This is a genomic window from Actinomadura geliboluensis (assembly GCF_043197915.1).
GTDB classification, from domain to species: domain Bacteria; phylum Actinomycetota; class Actinomycetes; order Streptosporangiales; family Streptosporangiaceae; genus Spirillospora; species Spirillospora geliboluensis.
Map to the genome: position 1 here is coordinate 451577 of NZ_JBICUA010000003.1, position 16065 is coordinate 467641.

Consider the following 16065-nt stretch of genomic DNA (forward strand, 5'->3'; position numbering starts at 1 on the left):
CTCTAGTTTGACGCGTGCCCGTCATTCCAGCACCGACTCTTGCCGCTTCTCTTTCTCTGGCCGACACGTAGGGGTAACACCGGGGAAACGGCCCTCACTCAGACTGATGGCTCGGACGGACCCCGCTCCTGGGGAAATGGCTCGCGGGGAACCGCTCGCGGGGAGACTGGAGGTGGCGATGTTGCTGCGGATACGCGTCCGGCTGCCGGACCGGCCGGGGACGCTCGGGCAGGTGGCCCGCATCCTCGGCGCGGCGGGCGCCGACGTCGTGCAGATGGCGGTGCTGGAGCGCGGCGCCGGCCGGGCGATGGACGACTTCACCGTCGCCTGGCCCGCGGGCGCGGGCATCGAGCGGCTGGTGGAGGGCCTCGGCTCGGTCGCCGGGGTGGACGTCGTCGGGATCTGGCCGACGCTGGAGCCGCAGGGCGCCTTCCCGGACGCGGCCGTGATCGGGCAGGTCGCGGCGGTCCCCGAGCGGGGCATGGAGATCCTCGCCGACGCCGTCCCGGCCCTGCTGAGCGCCGACTGGGCGGGGCTCGCCGAGCCCGCCGGGGAGGGCGCGATGCTGCTCGTGCACGCCAGCGTCGGCGGCGTGCCGGGCGCCGCCCTGCCGGACCTGGAGCCGCTGCGGCCGCGCGCGTTCACCGCGCCGGACGGCACCCAGTACGCGGTCTGCCCGCTCGCCCTGGGCGCGGTCGCGCTGGTCGCCGCCCGGACGGGCGCGCCGCCGTTCCACCGCACCGAGGTGTTCCGGCTGGAGCAGCTCGCGGGCGCCGCCGACGCCGTGCTGTACGGGGCGCCCGCCGGGCAGTCCGCGTCCTGACCTGGCCTTTCGGGCGAAGCGGTCCTAGAGTCGCAGAACAGGATCCTGCCGCGCTCCAGGAGGTGGCCCATGGCCGCGCTGCTCCGCCCGTACGCCGACGCCAAGCCGGACGAACCCGCCCTCACCGACGAGCACGGAAGCACCACGTGGCGGGAGCTGGACGCCAGGACCGGCCGGCTGGCGGACGCGCTGCGCGGGCTGGGCCTGGCCGCCGGCGACGCGATCGCGATCCACTCGGGGAACCGGCGCGAGTACTTCGAGCTGATGTGCGCCGCCGGCCACATCGGGCTCCGGTACGTCATGGTGAACTGGCACTGGACGGCCGACGAGCTGCGCTACGTCCTGACCGACTCCGGCGCCCGCGCCCTGTTCTCCGAGGACGCGTTCGGCGGGACGGCCCGCGAGGCGTCCGCGGGCCTCGACCTCGCGGCCCGCGTCGCGTTCGGCGGCGCCGTCGAGGGCTTCACCCCCTACGAGGAGTTCCTCGCGACCGGGGAGCGTGAGGAGATCGCCGACCCGGTGATGGGCTTCCCGATGTTCTACACCTCGGGCACCACGGGCCGCCCGAAGGGCGTGAACCGCAAGCAGCTCGGCGCCGGCGCCCCGATCGAGACGGCGAGCCTCATCGGCGACGTGTTCGCCGAGGTGCTGCGGATCCCGCCGGACGGCCGGTCGCTGCTCGTCGGCCCGGTGTACCACTCGGCGCAGTGGCTGTGGTCGCTGGTGTTCCTGCTCCGGGGCCGGTCGGTGGTGATGCGGCGCGACTTCGACCCGGCCGCGGCGCTGCGGCTCATCGACGAGCACGCCGTCACGAACGTGCACCTCGTCCCGACCCAGTTCGTCCGGCTGCTGCGGCTGGACGAGGAGGTCCGCGCGGCCTTCGACGGGTCGAGCCTCGCGGCGGTCTGGCACGGCGCCGCGCCCTGCTCGCCCGAGGTGAAGCGGCAGATGATCGACTGGCTGGGGCCGGTCGTGCACGAGTACTACGGGTCCACCGAGGCGTCGGTGAACAGCGTCATCACCGCCGAGGAGTGGCTGAAGAAGCCCGGGAGCGTCGGCCTGCCGCTGCCGACGACGGAGGTCCACGTCCTGCGCGAGGACGGCGCGCCGGCCGCGCCCGGCGAGCGCGGCCGGATCTACTTCCGCTACACCAGCGGCGACGACGTCGAGTACTGGGGCGACGAGGAGAAGACCCGCTCGGTGCACCGCGCCGACGGGCTGTTCACCACCGGCGACGTCGGCTACCTCGACGAGGACGGCTACCTGTTCCTCGCCGACCGCGCCATCGACATGATCATCAGCGGCGGGGTGAACATCTACCCGGCCGAGATCGAGGGGGTGCTGATCACCCATCCGGCCGTCCGGGACGTGGCGGTGTTCGGCGTCCCGGACGAGGAGTTCGGCGAGCAGGTGAAGGCCGCCGTCGAGCTCGCCGGCGGCGCCGCGCCGTCCGAGGCGCTCGCCGGGGAGCTGATCGAGCACGTGCGCGCGTCGCTCGCCGGGTACAAGGCGCCCCGCTCGGTCGACTTCGTCGAGGAGATGCCGAGGACCCCGACCGGCAAGCTCTACAAGCGACTGCTCCGCGACCCGTACTGGGCGGGGCGGGAGCAGAAGATCTGAGTCAGTCCAGCAGCGCGAGGACCGCGTCCAGGCCGGTGAGGCACGCGTCGGAGCCGAGCCCCTGGGCGACGGTCGCCGCCGCGGCCGTGCCCCAGCGCGCCGCCTCCGGGACGTCCTTCCCGTGCGCGAGCCCGGTGATGAACCCGGCGCAGTACGCGTCGCCGCAGCCGGTCGTGTCGACGACCTCGACCGGCAGGGCGGGCAGCCGGTGCACGCCGCCGGCGGTCGCGACGAGGCTGCCCTCCGCGCCGAGCGTGACGACCACCGTGCGCGGGCCCTGGCCGAGCAGCGCGGCGGCGGCCTTCTCCGAGTCGCTCTCCCCGGTCATCGCGGCGGCCTGCTCCTCGTTCGGCAGGAAGTGGTCGACGTGCGGGAGGAAGGCGGCGGCGCCGGCCAGCAGGTCGGGCAGGTTGGACAGCAGGTCCATCGTGACGACGGTGCCGGTGCGGCGGGCGGCGCCGAGCATCTCGAAGAAGGCCGGGTCGTTGAGCCCGAACGTGACGTCCGGCCCGCCGAGGTGCACGAAGCCCGCCGCGCCGAGCAGCCCGGGGCCGACCGCGCCGGTGGTGAGGGTGAGGTTCGCGCCGGGGACGTGGAAGCTCGGCCGCCCGCCGTCCGGCCGGATCGGCAGGATCGACGCGCTGGTCTGGTCGGCCGTCCGCCGGACGAGCCCGGTCGCGTCCACCCCGTTCCGTGTCATGATCGCCACGAGCAGGTCGCCGAGGTCGTCGTCGCCGATCGCGCCGACCGAGATGACGTCGTTGCCGAGCCGGGCGAGCGCGACGGCGGTCCCGGCGGCGGCGCCCGCGGCGGTGGCGCGGATCTGCTCCACGACGACGGTGTCCTGCCCGTCCGGGATGCCCTCGACGGGGCGGGCGAGCACGTCCAGGATGTGCGCGCCGAGTGTGACAACGGTCATGACAGGCCCCTTAATGATCGTCAGGGCCGTAGCGTACGCAATGCGGCCGGGGAACGTGAGAGGTATTCGCATGTTGTTGAACGATGAACGGCGCGAGCTGTGCGCCATCGGCCGGCGGCTCGCCGGGACCGGCCTCGTGACGGGCGCGTCGGGCAACATCAGCGTCCGCTCGGGCGACCTCGTCGCGGTCACGCCCGGCGGGATGATGCTCGACCGGATGGAGCCCGCCGACTGCCCGGTGGTGACCCTGTCCGCGCGGCTCGTCGAGGGGGAGCGGGCGCCGTCGTCCGAGACGCCCATGCACCTCGCGCTCTACGAGGCGACCCCCGCCGCGGCGATCGTGCACACCCACTCGACCTACGGCGCCGTGGTCGCGACGACCATGTCCGAGCTGCCGCCGATCCACTACAACACCCTGCTGCTGGGCGGTGTGGTGAAGGTCGCCGAGTACGCCACCTACGGGACGCCGGAGCTGGCGGAGAACGTCCGGAAGGCGATGGCGGGCGGCAAGCGCGCGGCGCTGATGGCCAACCACGGCGGCGTCGCCATCGGCCGCGACCTGGACGAGGCGTTCGAGAACGCGCGGCTCCTCGAATGGCTGTGCGGCGTCTACGTGCGGGCCAGGACGATCGGGGAGCCGCGGATCCTGACCGAGGAGGAGCTGGCGAAGGTGGTCGAGCGCGGCCTCACGCCGCCGGAGTTCCCGCGTGTAACCTAACGCTTGTTAGGTTGTCTCCGGGAGGCCCGCTTTGCCCTTCGTCCTGATCGACAAGCCGCGCCCGCACATCACCCTCATCACCCTCGACCGGCCCGAGCGCATGAACGCGATGGCCTTCGACGTGATGGTCCCGTTCCGCGAGGCCCTCGAAGAGGTGAGCCGCGACAACGACACCCGCGCCGTCGTCGTCACCGGCGCCGGGCGCGGCTTCTGCTCGGGCGCCGACCTGGAGAACCCCGGCGACATCCCCGGCATCGACGGGCTGACGCTGCCGACCATCGCGCTGCGCTCCATGGAGCTGCTGGACGACGTGGTCCGGGCGATGCGCCGCGTCCACCAGCCGGTGATCGCGGCCGTCAACGGCCCGGCGATCGGCGGCGGGCTCTGCCTGGCGCTGGCCGCCGACATCCGGCTCGGCTCCGACACCGCGCTGTTCCGCGCCGCCGGGATCAACAACGGCCTCACCGCGAGCGAGCTCGGCCTCAGCTACCTGCTGCCGCGCGCGATCGGCTCGTCCCGCGCCTTCGAGCTGATGCTGTCCGGCCGGGACGTCGACGCCGCCGAGGCCGAGCGCATCGGGCTGCTGTCCCGCGTCGTCCCCGGCGACAAGCTCCTCGACTCCTGCTACGACCTCGCCGAGCGGATCGCCGGGTTCAGCCGCCCCGGCGTGGAGCTGACGAAGCGGATGCTGTGGTCGAGCCTGGACGCCGCGAGCCTCGACGCGCACATGGGCCAGGAGGGCCTCGCCCAGCTCTACGTCCGCCTCACCACCCGCAACTTCGAAGAGGCGATCAAGGCCCGCAAGGAGCACCGCCCGCCGGACTTCCAGGACTGAAGCGGACTTCCGGGACTGAACATGGCAGGGTGAGGGGGTGCCGAAGCTTCCACCGGACGAGGCGCGCCGGCTGCTGGCGACCGCCCCCGTCGCGCGCCTGGCGACCGTGGGCGAGGACGCGCGCCCGCACCTCGTGCCGGTGACCTTCGCCGTGCACCGGGGCTCGGTCTACACGGCCGTCGACCACAAGCCGAAGAGCAGCCGCGACCTGCGGCGGCTCGCCAACATCCGCGCCAACCCGCGCGTCGCGCTGCTGGCCGACCACTACGAGGACGACTGGGACCGCCTGTGGTGGGTCCGCGTGGACGGCCGCGCGGCCGTCGTCGACGACCCCGCGCGCATGGCCGAGCCCGTCGCGCTCCTCGCGGACCGCTACGCCCAGTACCGCGACCGCCCGCCCGAGGGCCCGGTCATCGCCGTCACGATCGACGCCTGGACGGGCTGGTCCGCGTCCTGAGCCGGCCCGGCGGGGTCAGTCCCAGGCTTCGCCGATCTTCGCCAGGTCGGAGGCGTACTCGATGCGGGCGCGCCACTCGTCCGGCCAGGCGTCCATGCCGAGGTGCGCGCCGGCGAAGGAGCCGGCCAGGCACGCGATCGAGTCGGAGTCGCCGGAGCTGGCGGCGCCGCGCCGGATCGCCTCGGCCGGCTCGTCCGGGAACAGCAGGAAGCACAGCAGCCCGGTCGCGAGCGCCTCCTCCGCGATCCAGCCCGCGCCGGTGACCTCGCAGGGGTCGGACGCCCGGTCGCCGCGGGCGACGGCCTCGTCCAGCCGGTCGAGGACGGCCAGGCACTCGTCCCAGCCGCGCGCGATGAACGTCTCCGGGGCGTCCATCCCCGGCTGCTTCCACAGGTCGCCGAGCCAGCGCCCGTGGTACGTCGTGCGCTGCTCGTGGCAGCGGGCGCGGAGCGCCGCGGGCAGGTCGGCGGGGGCCATGCCGTCGGCCAGCCACCGGACGGCGAACGCGGTCAGCTCGCTCGCCGCCAGCCCGGTCGGGTGGCCGTGGGTGAGGGCGGCCTGGAGCTGGGACGCCGCGGCGCGGGTCTCGTCGGTCAGGCCGGGCGCGAGGCCCACCGGCGCGACGCGCATGTTGGCGCCGCAGCCCTTGGAGGCCGCCACCGTGGCCTTCACCCAGGGCCGCCCGGCCTCCAGGTTGCGGCAGGCGCGCAGGCACGTGTTTCCGGGCGCGCGGTTGTTGTCGGGGCTGTTGAGCCAGTCGACGAACCGGCGCCGCCACATCGGGATGATCAGGTCGGGGGTGAACGGCGGGTTCGCCAGGGCGTCGAGGAGGGCCAGGCCGACCGCGATCGCCATCTGCGTGTCGTCGGTGACGAGCGCCGGGTCGCCGTTGAGCCGCGTGGGCCCGTGGTCGCCGAAGCGCCGGCGGATCTGCTTCATGGTGAGGAACTCGGTCGGCGCCCCCAGGGAGTCGCCGTACGCCAGCCCGAACATCGCCCCGCTCGCCCGTTTCATGGCGGGCATTCTTCCTCAACCGGGCTCAACCGGCACGCTGGAAGCGGCCCGGCGTCATGCCGTAGCAGCGGACGAACCAGCGCGTCAGATGGCTCTGGTCGGCGAAGCCGGTGCGGGCCGCGACGTCCCCGGCGGCGTCGCCGCGGGCGAGGAGGCGGCGCGCGGCGCGCAGCCGGAGCTGCCGCTGGTAGTCGCTCGGCGCCATCCCGTACTCCCGCCGGAAGGCCCGGTACAGCGCGAACCGGCTGCAGCCCGCCGCCGCGGCCAGCTCGTCGGCGCCGAGGTCGTCCAGGTACGCCTCCTCCAGGCGCCGCCTGGCCCGCTCGGCGACGCCGCCGGCCTCCGACACGCGCGAGCGCCGGGTGGCGGCCCGGGCGACCATCGCGCCGACCGTCGCGGTTAGCAGCTCGTCCCGCCGCAGCGCCGTCGCGCCGCCGAGGAGCGCCGCGTGCAGGCCGCGCAGGTTCCGCGCCAGCACGGGGTCCTCGACGACGGGGGAGCCGAACAGCGGGAGCCCGGCCGCCCGTCCCGCGATGTCGGCCAGCACGTCCGCGACCAGCCCGGGGCCGATGTGGACGATCCGGTAGGTGAAGCCCAGCTCGTCGGCGGCGTGGCCGTCGTGCGGGTCGTCGGGATTGAACGCGATGACCATCCCGGCCGCGCTGGTGTGCGCGCCGCCCCGGCAGCGGAACGCCTGGTAGCCGTCCTCGGTCACGCCGAACGAGTACGTCTCGTGGCTGTGCCGGTGGTACACGTGCCGCTCGAAGTGGGCGTGCATCGCCTCCAGGGGGCGGTCGGGCGACCGCCAGTACCGGCTCCAGTCCACGCCTCCCAGTGTCGCGCACGAGCGTTCAAGACGGGCCGCCGCCTCCCGCGGCACCCTGTCCGGCATGCGTTTCGACACCAAGATCGGGATCGTGGTCCGGGACGACCTGGCCGCGTGGCAGCGGCTCAACGTGACCGCGTTCCTCGCCAGCGCCGTGGCGGGCGGCGTCCCCGGCGTGATCGGCGAGCCGTACGAGGACGCGTCCGGCAACCGGTACCTGGCGATGTTCCGGCAGCCCGTGCTGGTCTACGAGGCGGACACCGCCGCGATCGCGCAGTCCCACGCGCGCGCCCTCGCCCGCGGGATGGACATCGCCGTCTACATCGAGGACATGTTCAAGACCGGCCACGACGAGGCGAACCGCGCGACCGTCCGCGCCGTCACCGCCGGCGAGATGCCCCTGGTCGGGTTCGCCGTCCACGGGCCGAAGAACGGCGTGGACAAGGTGCTCAAGGGGTTGCGGCTGCACCCGTGAGCCCGGCGAGGGCGGCGAGCCGCTCGCGGTGCCGGTCCGGCGCGCCGAACAGCTGCCGCGACCCCTGGGCGCGCTTGAAGTACAGGTGCGCGTCGTGCTCCCAGGTGAAGCCGATGCCGCCGTGCAGCTGGATCGCCTCGCCCGCCGTGTGGAAGTAGGCGTCCGAGCAGTACGCCTTCGCCAGCGCGGCCGCGGCCGGCAGCTCCTCCGGGGCCTCGTCGGCGGCGGCCGCCGCGTTCAGCACCGCCGACCGCGCCGACTCCACCAGCACGAACATGTCCGCGCACCGGTGCTTGATCGCCTGGAACGACCCGATCGGGCGGCCGAACTGGTGCCGGACCTTCGCGTACTCGACCGTCATGTCCAGGGTCCGCTGCGCGCCGCCGAGCTGCTCGGCGGCCAGCGCGACCGCGGCGACGTCCAGCGCCCTGAGCAGGGCGTCGCGCCCGCCGACCCTCCGCGCCGGGACGCCGTCGAACTCGATCCGGGCCAGCTTGCGCGTCTGGTCGAGCGTCACGACGGGCGTCCGGACGAGGCGCGAGACGTCCTCCACGGCATAGAGGCCGACGCCGTCGGCGCCGCGCGCCGCGACCAGGACCACGTCGGCGATGTGGCCGTCCAGGACGAAGTTCTTGGTGCCGCTGACCGCGCCGTCCTCGAACACGGCCGCCACGTCGCCCGGGTCCCAGGACCCGCCGTCCTCGGCCACCGCCAGCGTCGCGATGGCGGAGCCGTCCGCGATGCCGGGCAGCAGGTCGTGCCCGCCCTCACCGGCCTCCAGCGCCGCCGCCGCGGTGATCGTCGCGAGGAAGGGGGCGCACACGACCGCCCGTCCCATCTCCTCGAACACGACGGCCAGCTCCCGCACCCCGAACCCGGCGCCGCCGCGCTCCTCGGCGATCGCGAGGCCCTGCAGCCCGAGCTGCTCGGCCATCTGGGCCCAGACCTTCGGGTCGTAGCCCGCGACCGTCTCCATCAGCCGCCGCACCTCGGCGGCGGGGGACCGGTCGGCGAAGAAGCGCCGCAGCGCGTCGCGCAGCTCCCGCTGTTCCTCGGTGACGACGAGCTTCATTCCGGCGGCCTCCCACACGCGTCCCAGTCGTACCGGACCATGGTGCCGCGCGCCGCCGGCCCGGTTCACCGGGGTTCCCATCCAGCGGGACGGTCAGGGCGCCCAGTCGTGCGGCCCGAGCACGTAGCCCTCGCTGGTCGAGTGCAGGTGGTTGATCGACACCAGATGGCCGAGCGCGGCCCACAGATCCTCCTCGGGCGCCTCGACCAGCGCCCCGATCGTCTCGAAGTCCGCCGCGCCGCGCTCCTTGTCGATCTCCGCCACGGTCTCGTACACGATCAGCTCGAAGTCCGACAGCTCCTGGACGTCCCCACGTCCGACATCTCGCTCATCCATAGACAAAACGTGCCCACTGGGACTCGTTCTATGGGCCCGGAGCGGCACCTCTGTCACGCGGGCCGGTGCATCGCCGTCTTCCTGGGGAAGCCATCTCCGGGAGGTCATTCATGAGAGCTGTACGCATACACAAGAGCCCCGACGGCGACGGCGAGGGCCTGGTCCTGGAGGACGCGCCGCGCCCCTACGCGGCCACCGGCGACGTCGTCGTGCAGGTGCGCGCGGCGGGGTTCGTCCCCGACGAACTCGACTGGCCCGGCACGTGGGTCGACCGGGCCGGGCGCGACCGGACGCCGTCGGTCCCCGGCCACGACGTCGCCGGCGTGGTCGCCGACGTCGCCTACGGCACCGCCGGGTTCGCCGTCGGCGACCGCGTGTTCGGCCTGACCGACTGGCACCGCGACGGCGCGGCGGCCGAGTACGTCGCCGTCGAGGCGCGCAACCTCGCGCCGATGCCCGCGTCGCTGTCGTTCACCGAGGCGGCCGCCCTGCCGCTCGCCGGCCTGACGTGCTGGCAGGCGCTGTTCGTCCACGGCGGGCTGCGCGCGGGGCAGACCGTCGTCGTGCACGGCGGGGGAGGCGGCACCGGCAGCCTGGCCGTCCAGCTGGCCCGCGACGCGGGCGCGCACGTCATCGCCACCGGCCGGGCCCGCGCCGCCGAGGTCGCGCTGCGTATGGGCGCGCACGCCTTCGTCGACGTGGAGAGCGAGCGCTTCGAGGACGCCGTCGAGCCCGTCGACGTCATCTTCGACACCATCGGCGGCGACCTGCTCGCCCGCTCCGCGAGCCGGATCAAGCCGGGCGGCGCGCTGGTCTCGATCACGGCCCCGCCGCCGGTCGAGCCGCCGGACGGGCGCGCCGTCTTCTTCATCGTCGAACCCGACCGCGGCCAGCTCGCCGAGCTCGCCGAGCGCGCCGGGTCCGGCCGGCTCCGCGCCCATGTCGGCGCCGTGTACCCGCTGGCCGAGACCCGCGAGGCGTTCGAGGCCAAGCAGCGGGGCGTCCCCGGCAAGGTGGTCATCGAGGTCTGACGCGCGGCCGGCCGCGAGCCCCGCCTCGCGGCCGGCCCGTCCCCTCAGGCGTCCCGCTCGAGGAAGAAGTCCCGGACGTCCGCGGAGAGCAGCTCCGGAACCTCCATCGCGGCGAAGTGGCCGCCGCGGTCGAACTCCGACCAGTGCCCGATGGCGTAGAGCCGCTCGGCCAGCGGCCGCACCGACTGCGTGATGTCGTGCGCGAACACCGCCACGCCGACCGGCACCCGGCACGGCGCGGCCTGCCCCCGCGGCGCGTCGTGGTGCAGCCGCGCCGAGGAGGCCGCGGTGGCGGTCAGCCAGTACAGCGAGACGCCGGTCAGCATCCGGTCGTCGTCGACCGGCGTGGCCGGGTCGGTCCACTGCGCGAACCGCTCGGCGATCCAGGCCAGCTGGCCGACCGGCGAGTCGGTCAGCGCGTAGCCGATGGTCTGCGGGGTGAGGGCCTGCAGCGCCTGGTAGGGCGGGCGGTTCGCCATCAGCTTCCGGACCTTGTCCAGCCGGGCCTCGTCGGCCTCGGTCAGCGTGACGCCGGCGTCCGGGTCCGGACGGGTCGGCAGGTAGTTGACGTGCACCCCGACGACCTGCTCGGGCGCCGCGGCGCCGAGCGCCAGCGAGATGCCGGCCCCGAAGTCACCGCCCTGCGCGCCGTAGCGCTCGTACCCGAGCCGGTGCATGAGCTCCGCCCAGGCCCGCGCGATCCGGGGGACGCCCCAGTCGCGCTCGTGGGTCGGCCCGGAGAACCCGTAGCCCGGAATGGACGGGATCACCAGGTGGAAGTCCCGCGACAGCGGCTCGATCACGCCGAGGAACTCCAGGAACGACCCGGGCCAGCCGTGCGTGAGGATCAGCGCGAGCGCGTCCGGCTTCGCCGACCGCACGTGCACGAAGTGGATGTTCTGCCCGTCGATCTCGGTGGTGAAGTGCGGCAGCTCGTTGAGCTCCGCCTCGTGCTCGCGCCAGTCGTAGCCGGTGCGCCAGTACTCGGCCAGCTCCTTCAGCCGCGCCAGCGGGAAGCCGTAGTCCCACCCGGCGCCCTCGACCTCGTTGGGCCAGCGGGTGCGGGCGAGCCGGTCGGCGAGGTCGTCGAGGTCGGCCTGCGGAACGTCGATGCGGAACGGCTTGATCATGATCGCGACTCCCCGGATGCGGACGGCCTAGTGTTGGCCGAACCAATGTTGGTAGCGCCAACGCTAACACAACTCGTTGGCTCGGCCAACGATTAACCGGGGCGGTGCTCGCCGCCCGCCGCTTCGGTAGGTTGCGGGGATGCTGGTTCGGGTCACCGGAATCGTCGTCGAGGACGGGCGCGTCCTCCTGCTCGACCAGGACACCGATACCGGGCGGTCCTGGTCGCTGCCCGGCGGGAAGGTCGAGGAGGGCGAGCCCCTGGCGGACGCCCTGGTCAGGGAGATGCGCGAGGAGACCGGCCTGGACGTCGAGCCCGGCCGGCTGCTCTACGTCTGCGACCACCTGCCGGACGGAGGCGCCCACGTCCTGCACATCACCTTCGAGGCCCGCCGCCTCGGCGGGACGGTCGGGGACGTCGCCGGCGGCGACACCAGGGAGATCCGCGGGGTGAGGTTCGTGCCGCTCGGCGACCTGGCGGCGCTCGGGTTCAATGAGCGGTTCGCGGAACTGGCCCGCGCCGGGTGGCCCGGCGCGGGCTCCTACATGGGCGCCAAGAGCAACATCGGGCTCTGATCACTGGGCGGTCCAGCCGCCGTCCACGGCGAGGCGCTCGCCCTGCTCGGCTCGCTAGCCGCCACCGGGCGTCAGCCGTAGCGCTTCAGCTCGTGGAAGAAGTCGGGGACCGTGTGCAGAGCGCCCGACGACTTGACCTGGTCGTAGACGTACTTCGCCACGGCCAGGTCGAGGACGCCCAGCCCGAAGGGGGAGAAGACCACCGGCTTGCCGGCGGGCGGGGTCGTCGCCCCGGTGAGGACGTCGTAGAGCGTGCCGGCGACGAAGTCGCGGTTGCCGACCTTCTGCTCGGCCAGGTGCGGGGACGTGTTGGCCTTCATGCAGTGCTCGACGTCGTCCACCACGTTGTAGGCCGACAGGATGATCTCGGGGGAGAGGTCGCGCAGCGACACGTTCAGGACGAGCGGGCCGTGCGCGAACCAGGCCGGGTCGTGGACGTGCGGCTCGCCGGCGACGGTGGCGAAGACGATCAGGTCGGACGCGCGGATCAGCGACTCCGCCGAGTCGTGGATCGTGATCTCGCCCTTCTCCGAGCGCTCCAGGTACTCCTGGAACCCCTCGGCGTGCTCGCGGGAGAGGTCGTGGACGCCCAGCTCGTCGAACGCGAAGCCGTTGCCCGCCAGGTAGGTGTGGATGTAGCGGGCGATGAGGCCGACGCCGATGAAGCCGACGCGGCGGGGGCGGTCGCCGCGGGCGTCGGCGAGGGCGGCGGCGGCGAGGGCGGCGGAGGCGGCGGTGCGGGCCGCGGAGATGATCGAGCTCTCCAGGCACGCGAACGGGTAGCCGGTGTCGGCGTCGTTCAGGATCAGCACGGCCGAGGCGCGCGGGATCCCGCCGGCGACGTTCCCGGGGAAGCTGGAGATCCACTTGATCCCGTGCACGCCGACGTCGCCCTTGACCGAGGCGGGCAGGGCGATGATCCGGTCGGACGGGCGGTCCGGGAACCGCAGGAAGTAGGAGTCGGGGTTGACGGTCAGCCCCTCGCCGTGCAGCCGGTAGGCCGCCTCGACCATCCGGGTGACCTGCTCCTCGCGCCCGGCGACGGCCTCGTGGACCTGCGCGCCGGAGACCACGGCGAATGCCGGAACCTGCGTCATGGTGGAAAACTCCGTCTTTTCTCGATGATCAGTCGCCGAGGATACCGGCGGGGTCTGCGAGCAGGTCGCCGAAGTGCTCGCGCACCCAGCCCTCCGCGTAGATGGAGTCCAGGTAGCGCTCCCCGAGGTCGGGGGCGATCGCCACGGCGACCGGGTCCTCGCCGGGGTACTTGGCGTCCAGCCAGCGGGACGCGCCGGACACGACGGTGCCGGTGGAGCCGCCGAACAGGAACCCGCGGGCGGCGAGGGCGTGCACGGTCCGGATGGTGTCGGGCTCGGCGACGTGCACGACGTCGTCGATGAACGACTCGTCGACCAGGGCGGGCTTGCTGCTGGTGCCGAGGCCGGGCACCATGCGCCGCTCGGGGATGCCGCCGAAGGTGACGGAGCCGACCGCGTCGACCGCCACGATCGTGACCGGGCGCCGGTGCTCGCGGAAGTAGCGGGCGCAGCCCATCAGGGTGCCCGTGGTGCCCGCGCCGACGAAGAGAACCTCCAGGTCGGGGAACTCGCGGTCGATCGCCGGCGCGGTCCCGCGGTAGTGCGCCATCCAGTTGTTGCGGTTGGCGTACTGGTTCAGCCACACGTACCGCTCGTCGGACTCGCACAGGCTCCGGACGTAGGCGATCCGGCCGCCGAGGTACCCGCCGTTGGCGTCCCGGTCGGAGACGACCCGGACCTCGGCGCCGAGCGCCCGCATGACCCGCATCGACGCGGGGTTGCAGCGCGGGTCGGTGACGCAGACGAACCGCAGGCCGCGGCTCGCGGCGATGAGGCTGAGCGCGATCCCGAGGTTGCCGGACGACGACTCGACGATCACCGAGCCGGCGGTGAGCGCGCCGTCGTGCTCGGCCGCCTCGACCATCGCGGCGGCCGCCTTCAGCTTGACCGAGCCGGCGAAATTAAAGCCCTCGCATTTCAGGTAGAGCGGCCGTTTTATAACGGGCCGCAGATCGACGTAAAGGTCGTCGACATTGAATTCCTGCGGCGAGGTGATTATCGGCACGCGTCCACCCTCAAATGAAGAAACAATTCCCTCATCTTCCCCCGAGTTCGCCGCCGGGCTTCACGCCAGAGCCATGCGGAGCCTCACCGTACCCGCGAGCAAGTTGCCGTCGCAACCCCCTGATTACTCGTTGGTAGGTTGGAATGCGAGATGCTTCTGGCAGGTGCCGGACATAAGCTATGGCTCCGCTTGTATTGCTGTTACAGCGGAGTGGTTCTACATCACGGAGAGTAATGATGACTGCTCGCGGACCCGCCGCGGACCGGCTGCTGCCCACGGCCGGGCTGCCCGCCCTGGACGTGCCCGCGGCCGAGGCGGAGCGGGCCCGGCAGCTGGCCGCCCGGCACGGGATGCTCCGCGAGCGGGAGGTCGACCTCGGCGACCCGGTCATCACGCGGGTGGAGCGGTTCGCCGCCGAGCGGGACCGGCCGGCGGTCGCCGACGGGCCCCGCACGCTCTCCTATGCCGAGCTCGCCGCCGAGGCCCGCCGGCTCGCCGCGCTGCTGGCGGCGGAGGGCGTCGAGCCCGGCACCGTCGTCGGCGTCGGCGGCGGCCGCCGCGCCGAGGTCATCGCCGCGTTCCTGGCGATCGAGCTGGTCGGCGCCCTGTACGTGCCGGCGGACGAGACCTGGCCCGCCGGGCGCGTCCGCGACGTCCTCGCCCAGGCGGGCGCGTCCGTGCTGGTCGCGGTGGACGCCCCGCGCACCGCCCCGGCCCTGCTGGCGGGCGCGGCGGAGGCCGGCTGCCGGGTCGTCGACGCGGCCGCGGCGCGCGGCCTGGCGCCCTGGCCCGGCGAGCCCCGCCAGACCGCCCCCGACCAGCCCCGATACGTGCTCTTCACCTCGGGCTCGACCGGCCGCCCGAAGGGCGCGGTCGTCGAGCACCAGGGCATGCTCAACCACCTCTGGGCGAAGATCATCGACTTGGAGCTGACCGGCGCGGACACCGTCGCGTTCACCGCCCCGCTCGGCTTCGACATCTCGATCTGGCAGATGCTCTGCCCGCTCCTGATCGGCGGCCGGATCGACGTGATCGGCGACGAGGTCGGGCACGACCCGGCCGCGTTCGCCCGCGCCGTCGACGACCGGGGCATCACGGTCGTCGAGCTCGTCCCCACCATGGTCAGGCACCTGCTGGACGACCTCGCCCCCGGCTCGCTGACCAGCCTGCGCTGGATGATCGCCACGGGCGAGGAACTCCCCGCCGAGCTGTCCCGCCGCTGGCTGGAGGCGATGCCGCACGCCCGGCTCCTCAACGCCTACGGCCCCACCGAGTGCTCCGACGACGTCACCCACCACACCGTGACGGCCGGCGACCTGGAGCTTCTGCGCCTCCCGATCGGCACGCCCATCGTCAACGCGCGCCTGTACGTGCTGCGCGAGGACGAGGGGGCCTGGTCCGCCTGCGACGTCGGCGAGACCGGCGAGCTGTTCGTCGGCGGCGTCGTCGTCGGGCGCGGCTACCTCGGCAACGACGAGCGGACCCGCGAGGCGTTCTACCGCGACCCGTTCGACCCCGCGTCCCCGACGGGCCGCCTGTACCGGACGGGCGACGCGGTGAAGCTGCTCCCGGCGGGCGCGGGCGGCGAGGACCGGCCCACCCTGCAGTACCTCGGCCGCGTCGACCGGCAGGTCAAGATCGCCGGGGTGCGGATGGAGCTGGGCGAGATCGAGGCGGTGCTGCAGCGGCACCCCGGGGTGCGCGCCGCCGCGGTGGTCGTGCATGAGTACCCCGCCCGCTGACGATCACGCTGCGTGACCGGTGTGGGCCGATCCGGTTGTCAACCTTTGTCATCCGATGAGCGTCGCGGCGGCGGTGACCCGCGGCGCGGGCCCGCCGTTTTGTCACTCCCGTTAGCAATGCGACCGGCCAACTTCTACTTATGAGGGGATTGCGAGGCATGTGACAGGCTGGTTGACTGTGACCTCGCTACTCCTGAGTAGAACACGGGTCGAGGGCGGTTCCGGTCGAGCGCGGAAAGCGGCGGCGCTCTGTATTGGCGGGAACACAGGGCGTTGACTCCGGGAAAGTGCGGGCCGATCGCGTTCCCGGCGCAGGCTCGGGGTGAAAGGGGACGGGGCAAGCCCGATCAGTTCTGTGGTCATGCTTTTTGAATTTCTGCCCGCCGGTGC

Annotated in this window: 17 protein-coding genes; 9 read left to right on the forward strand and 8 right to left on the reverse strand. The window is 73.3% G+C overall.

Features of this window, described 5'->3' with window-relative positions; genetic code table 11:
• Nucleotides 1-178: 178 nt before the first annotated feature.
• Both ACGFI1_RS12510 and ACGFI1_RS12515 read left to right on the forward strand, forming a co-directional pair.
• Complete coding sequence (locus tag ACGFI1_RS12510) at nucleotides 179-823, forward strand: ACT domain-containing protein (protein ID WP_301175280.1); 645 nt, start codon at nucleotides 179-181, stop codon at nucleotides 821-823.
• A gap of 69 nt (nucleotides 824-892) precedes the next feature.
• Nucleotides 893-2443 carry an AMP-binding protein gene (locus ACGFI1_RS12515; RefSeq protein WP_392785104.1) on the forward strand — a complete coding sequence of 517 codons (1551 nt, stop codon included), beginning with the start codon at nucleotides 893-895 and terminating at the stop codon, nucleotides 2441-2443.
• Between the two features lies 1 nt (nucleotide 2444).
• On the opposite strand, the gene ACGFI1_RS12520 is transcribed toward ACGFI1_RS12515, so the two are convergent.
• Nucleotides 2445-3362, reverse strand: a complete 918-nt coding sequence (locus ACGFI1_RS12520; RefSeq protein WP_392785106.1) for a carbohydrate kinase family protein — start codon at nucleotides 3360-3362, stop codon at nucleotides 2445-2447.
• A 70-nt stretch (nucleotides 3363-3432) separates the two neighbouring features.
• Here ACGFI1_RS12520 and ACGFI1_RS12525 point away from each other — a divergent pair, with 70 nt between their 5' ends.
• Genes ACGFI1_RS12525 through ACGFI1_RS12535 form a run of 3 tightly spaced genes read left to right on the forward strand, consistent with a single transcriptional unit; the run spans nucleotide 3433 to nucleotide 5372 of the window.
• Complete coding sequence (locus ACGFI1_RS12525) at nucleotides 3433-4080, forward strand: class II aldolase/adducin family protein (protein WP_392785108.1); 648 nt, start codon at nucleotides 3433-3435, stop codon at nucleotides 4078-4080.
• Nucleotides 4081-4111: 31 nt separating this feature from the next.
• Nucleotides 4112-4915: an enoyl-CoA hydratase gene (locus tag ACGFI1_RS12530; protein ID WP_301175259.1), complete on the forward strand. Its 804-nt coding sequence runs from the start codon at nucleotides 4112-4114 to the stop codon at nucleotides 4913-4915.
• A gap of 37 nt (nucleotides 4916-4952) precedes the next feature.
• Nucleotides 4953-5372, forward strand: coding sequence for a TIGR03668 family PPOX class F420-dependent oxidoreductase (locus ACGFI1_RS12535; RefSeq protein ID WP_301175260.1), 420 nt, complete (start codon nucleotides 4953-4955; stop codon nucleotides 5370-5372).
• Nucleotides 5373-5387: 15 nt separating this feature from the next.
• On the opposite strand, the gene ACGFI1_RS12540 is transcribed toward ACGFI1_RS12535, so the two are convergent.
• Entirely contained in the window at nucleotides 5388-6386 is a 999-nt protein-coding gene (locus tag ACGFI1_RS12540; protein WP_392734178.1) for an ADP-ribosylglycohydrolase family protein, read from the reverse strand.
• 25 nt (nucleotides 6387-6411) lie between these two features.
• Entirely contained in the window at nucleotides 6412-7212 is an 801-nt protein-coding gene (locus tag ACGFI1_RS12545; protein WP_392785110.1) for an AraC family transcriptional regulator, read from the reverse strand.
• Between the two features lie 64 nt (nucleotides 7213-7276).
• Here ACGFI1_RS12545 and ACGFI1_RS12550 point away from each other — a divergent pair, with 64 nt between their 5' ends.
• A complete protein-coding gene (locus ACGFI1_RS12550) occupies nucleotides 7277-7687 on the forward strand; it encodes a DUF2000 family protein (protein ID WP_392734180.1) in 411 nt (136 codons plus the stop codon).
• Here ACGFI1_RS12550 and ACGFI1_RS12555 read toward each other — a convergent pair.
• Both ACGFI1_RS12555 and ACGFI1_RS12560 read right to left on the reverse strand, forming a co-directional pair.
• A complete protein-coding gene (locus ACGFI1_RS12555; RefSeq protein ID WP_392785111.1) occupies nucleotides 7662-8840 on the reverse strand; it encodes an acyl-CoA dehydrogenase family protein in 1179 nt (392 codons plus the stop codon). The two genes, ACGFI1_RS12550 and ACGFI1_RS12555, sit on opposite strands and share 26 nt — an antisense overlap.
• 12 nt (nucleotides 8841-8852) lie before the next feature.
• Nucleotides 8853-9095, reverse strand: coding sequence for a hypothetical protein (locus tag ACGFI1_RS12560; protein WP_138638143.1), 243 nt, complete (start codon nucleotides 9093-9095; stop codon nucleotides 8853-8855).
• A gap of 110 nt (nucleotides 9096-9205) precedes the next feature.
• Here ACGFI1_RS12560 and ACGFI1_RS12565 point away from each other — a divergent pair, with 110 nt between their 5' ends.
• The gene (locus ACGFI1_RS12565; RefSeq protein ID WP_392785114.1) at nucleotides 9206-10126 is read left to right on the forward strand and encodes an NADP-dependent oxidoreductase; all 921 of its coding nucleotides are present in this window, start codon (nucleotides 9206-9208) and stop codon (nucleotides 10124-10126) included.
• Between the two features lie 44 nt (nucleotides 10127-10170).
• Here ACGFI1_RS12565 and ACGFI1_RS12570 read toward each other — a convergent pair whose 3' ends face one another.
• Complete coding sequence (locus tag ACGFI1_RS12570) at nucleotides 10171-11256, reverse strand: epoxide hydrolase family protein (protein ID WP_392785117.1); 1086 nt, start codon at nucleotides 11254-11256, stop codon at nucleotides 10171-10173.
• Nucleotides 11257-11395: 139 nt separating this feature from the next.
• Between ACGFI1_RS12570 and ACGFI1_RS12575 the strand changes: the two genes are divergently transcribed.
• Entirely contained in the window at nucleotides 11396-11830 is a 435-nt protein-coding gene (locus ACGFI1_RS12575) for an NUDIX domain-containing protein (protein WP_392785119.1), read from the forward strand.
• 71 nt (nucleotides 11831-11901) lie between these two features.
• Here the strand turns inward: ACGFI1_RS12575 and sbnB are convergent, their stop codons facing one another.
• Nucleotides 11902-12927 (reverse strand): 2,3-diaminopropionate biosynthesis protein SbnB, encoded by a 1026-nt coding sequence (gene sbnB / locus ACGFI1_RS12580; RefSeq protein ID WP_138638139.1) that lies wholly within the window; start codon nucleotides 12925-12927, stop codon nucleotides 11902-11904.
• A 28-nt stretch (nucleotides 12928-12955) separates the two neighbouring features.
• Nucleotides 12956-13933 (reverse strand): 2,3-diaminopropionate biosynthesis protein SbnA, encoded by a 978-nt coding sequence (gene sbnA / locus ACGFI1_RS12585; protein WP_392785121.1) that lies wholly within the window; start codon nucleotides 13931-13933, stop codon nucleotides 12956-12958.
• A gap of 236 nt (nucleotides 13934-14169) precedes the next feature.
• Here sbnA and ACGFI1_RS12590 point away from each other — a divergent pair, with 236 nt between their 5' ends.
• On the forward strand, nucleotides 14170-15675 hold the full coding sequence (locus tag ACGFI1_RS12590) for an amino acid adenylation domain-containing protein (protein ID WP_392785123.1): 1506 nt from the start codon (nucleotides 14170-14172) through the stop codon (nucleotides 15673-15675).
• Nucleotides 15676-16065: the final 390 nt, after the last annotated feature.

Coding starts and splice junctions, on each gene's coding strand:
- ACGFI1_RS12520 (WP_392785106.1), bottom strand. CDS start 3,362: ATGACCGTTGTCACACTCGGCGCGCACATCCTGGACGTGCTCGCCCGC.
- ACGFI1_RS12510 (WP_301175280.1), top strand. CDS start 179: ATGTTGCTGCGGATACGCGTCCGGCTGCCGGACCGGCCGGGGACGCTC.
- ACGFI1_RS12575 (WP_392785119.1), top strand. CDS start 11,396: ATGCTGGTTCGGGTCACCGGAATCGTCGTCGAGGACGGGCGCGTCCTC.
- ACGFI1_RS12565 (WP_392785114.1), top strand. CDS start 9,206: ATGAGAGCTGTACGCATACACAAGAGCCCCGACGGCGACGGCGAGGGC.
- sbnB (WP_138638139.1), bottom strand. CDS start 12,927: ATGACGCAGGTTCCGGCATTCGCCGTGGTCTCCGGCGCGCAGGTCCAC.
- ACGFI1_RS12560 (WP_138638143.1), bottom strand. CDS start 9,095: ATGGATGAGCGAGATGTCGGACGTGGGGACGTCCAGGAGCTGTCGGAC.
- ACGFI1_RS12550 (WP_392734180.1), top strand. CDS start 7,277: ATGCGTTTCGACACCAAGATCGGGATCGTGGTCCGGGACGACCTGGCC.
- ACGFI1_RS12525 (WP_392785108.1), top strand. CDS start 3,433: ATGTTGTTGAACGATGAACGGCGCGAGCTGTGCGCCATCGGCCGGCGG.
- ACGFI1_RS12570 (WP_392785117.1), bottom strand. CDS start 11,256: ATGATCAAGCCGTTCCGCATCGACGTTCCGCAGGCCGACCTCGACGAC.
- ACGFI1_RS12515 (WP_392785104.1), top strand. CDS start 893: ATGGCCGCGCTGCTCCGCCCGTACGCCGACGCCAAGCCGGACGAACCC.
- ACGFI1_RS12555 (WP_392785111.1), bottom strand. CDS start 8,840: ATGGGAACCCCGGTGAACCGGGCCGGCGGCGCGCGGCACCATGGTCCG.
- ACGFI1_RS12590 (WP_392785123.1), top strand. CDS start 14,170: ATGACTGCTCGCGGACCCGCCGCGGACCGGCTGCTGCCCACGGCCGGG.
- ACGFI1_RS12540 (WP_392734178.1), bottom strand. CDS start 6,386: ATGAAACGGGCGAGCGGGGCGATGTTCGGGCTGGCGTACGGCGACTCC.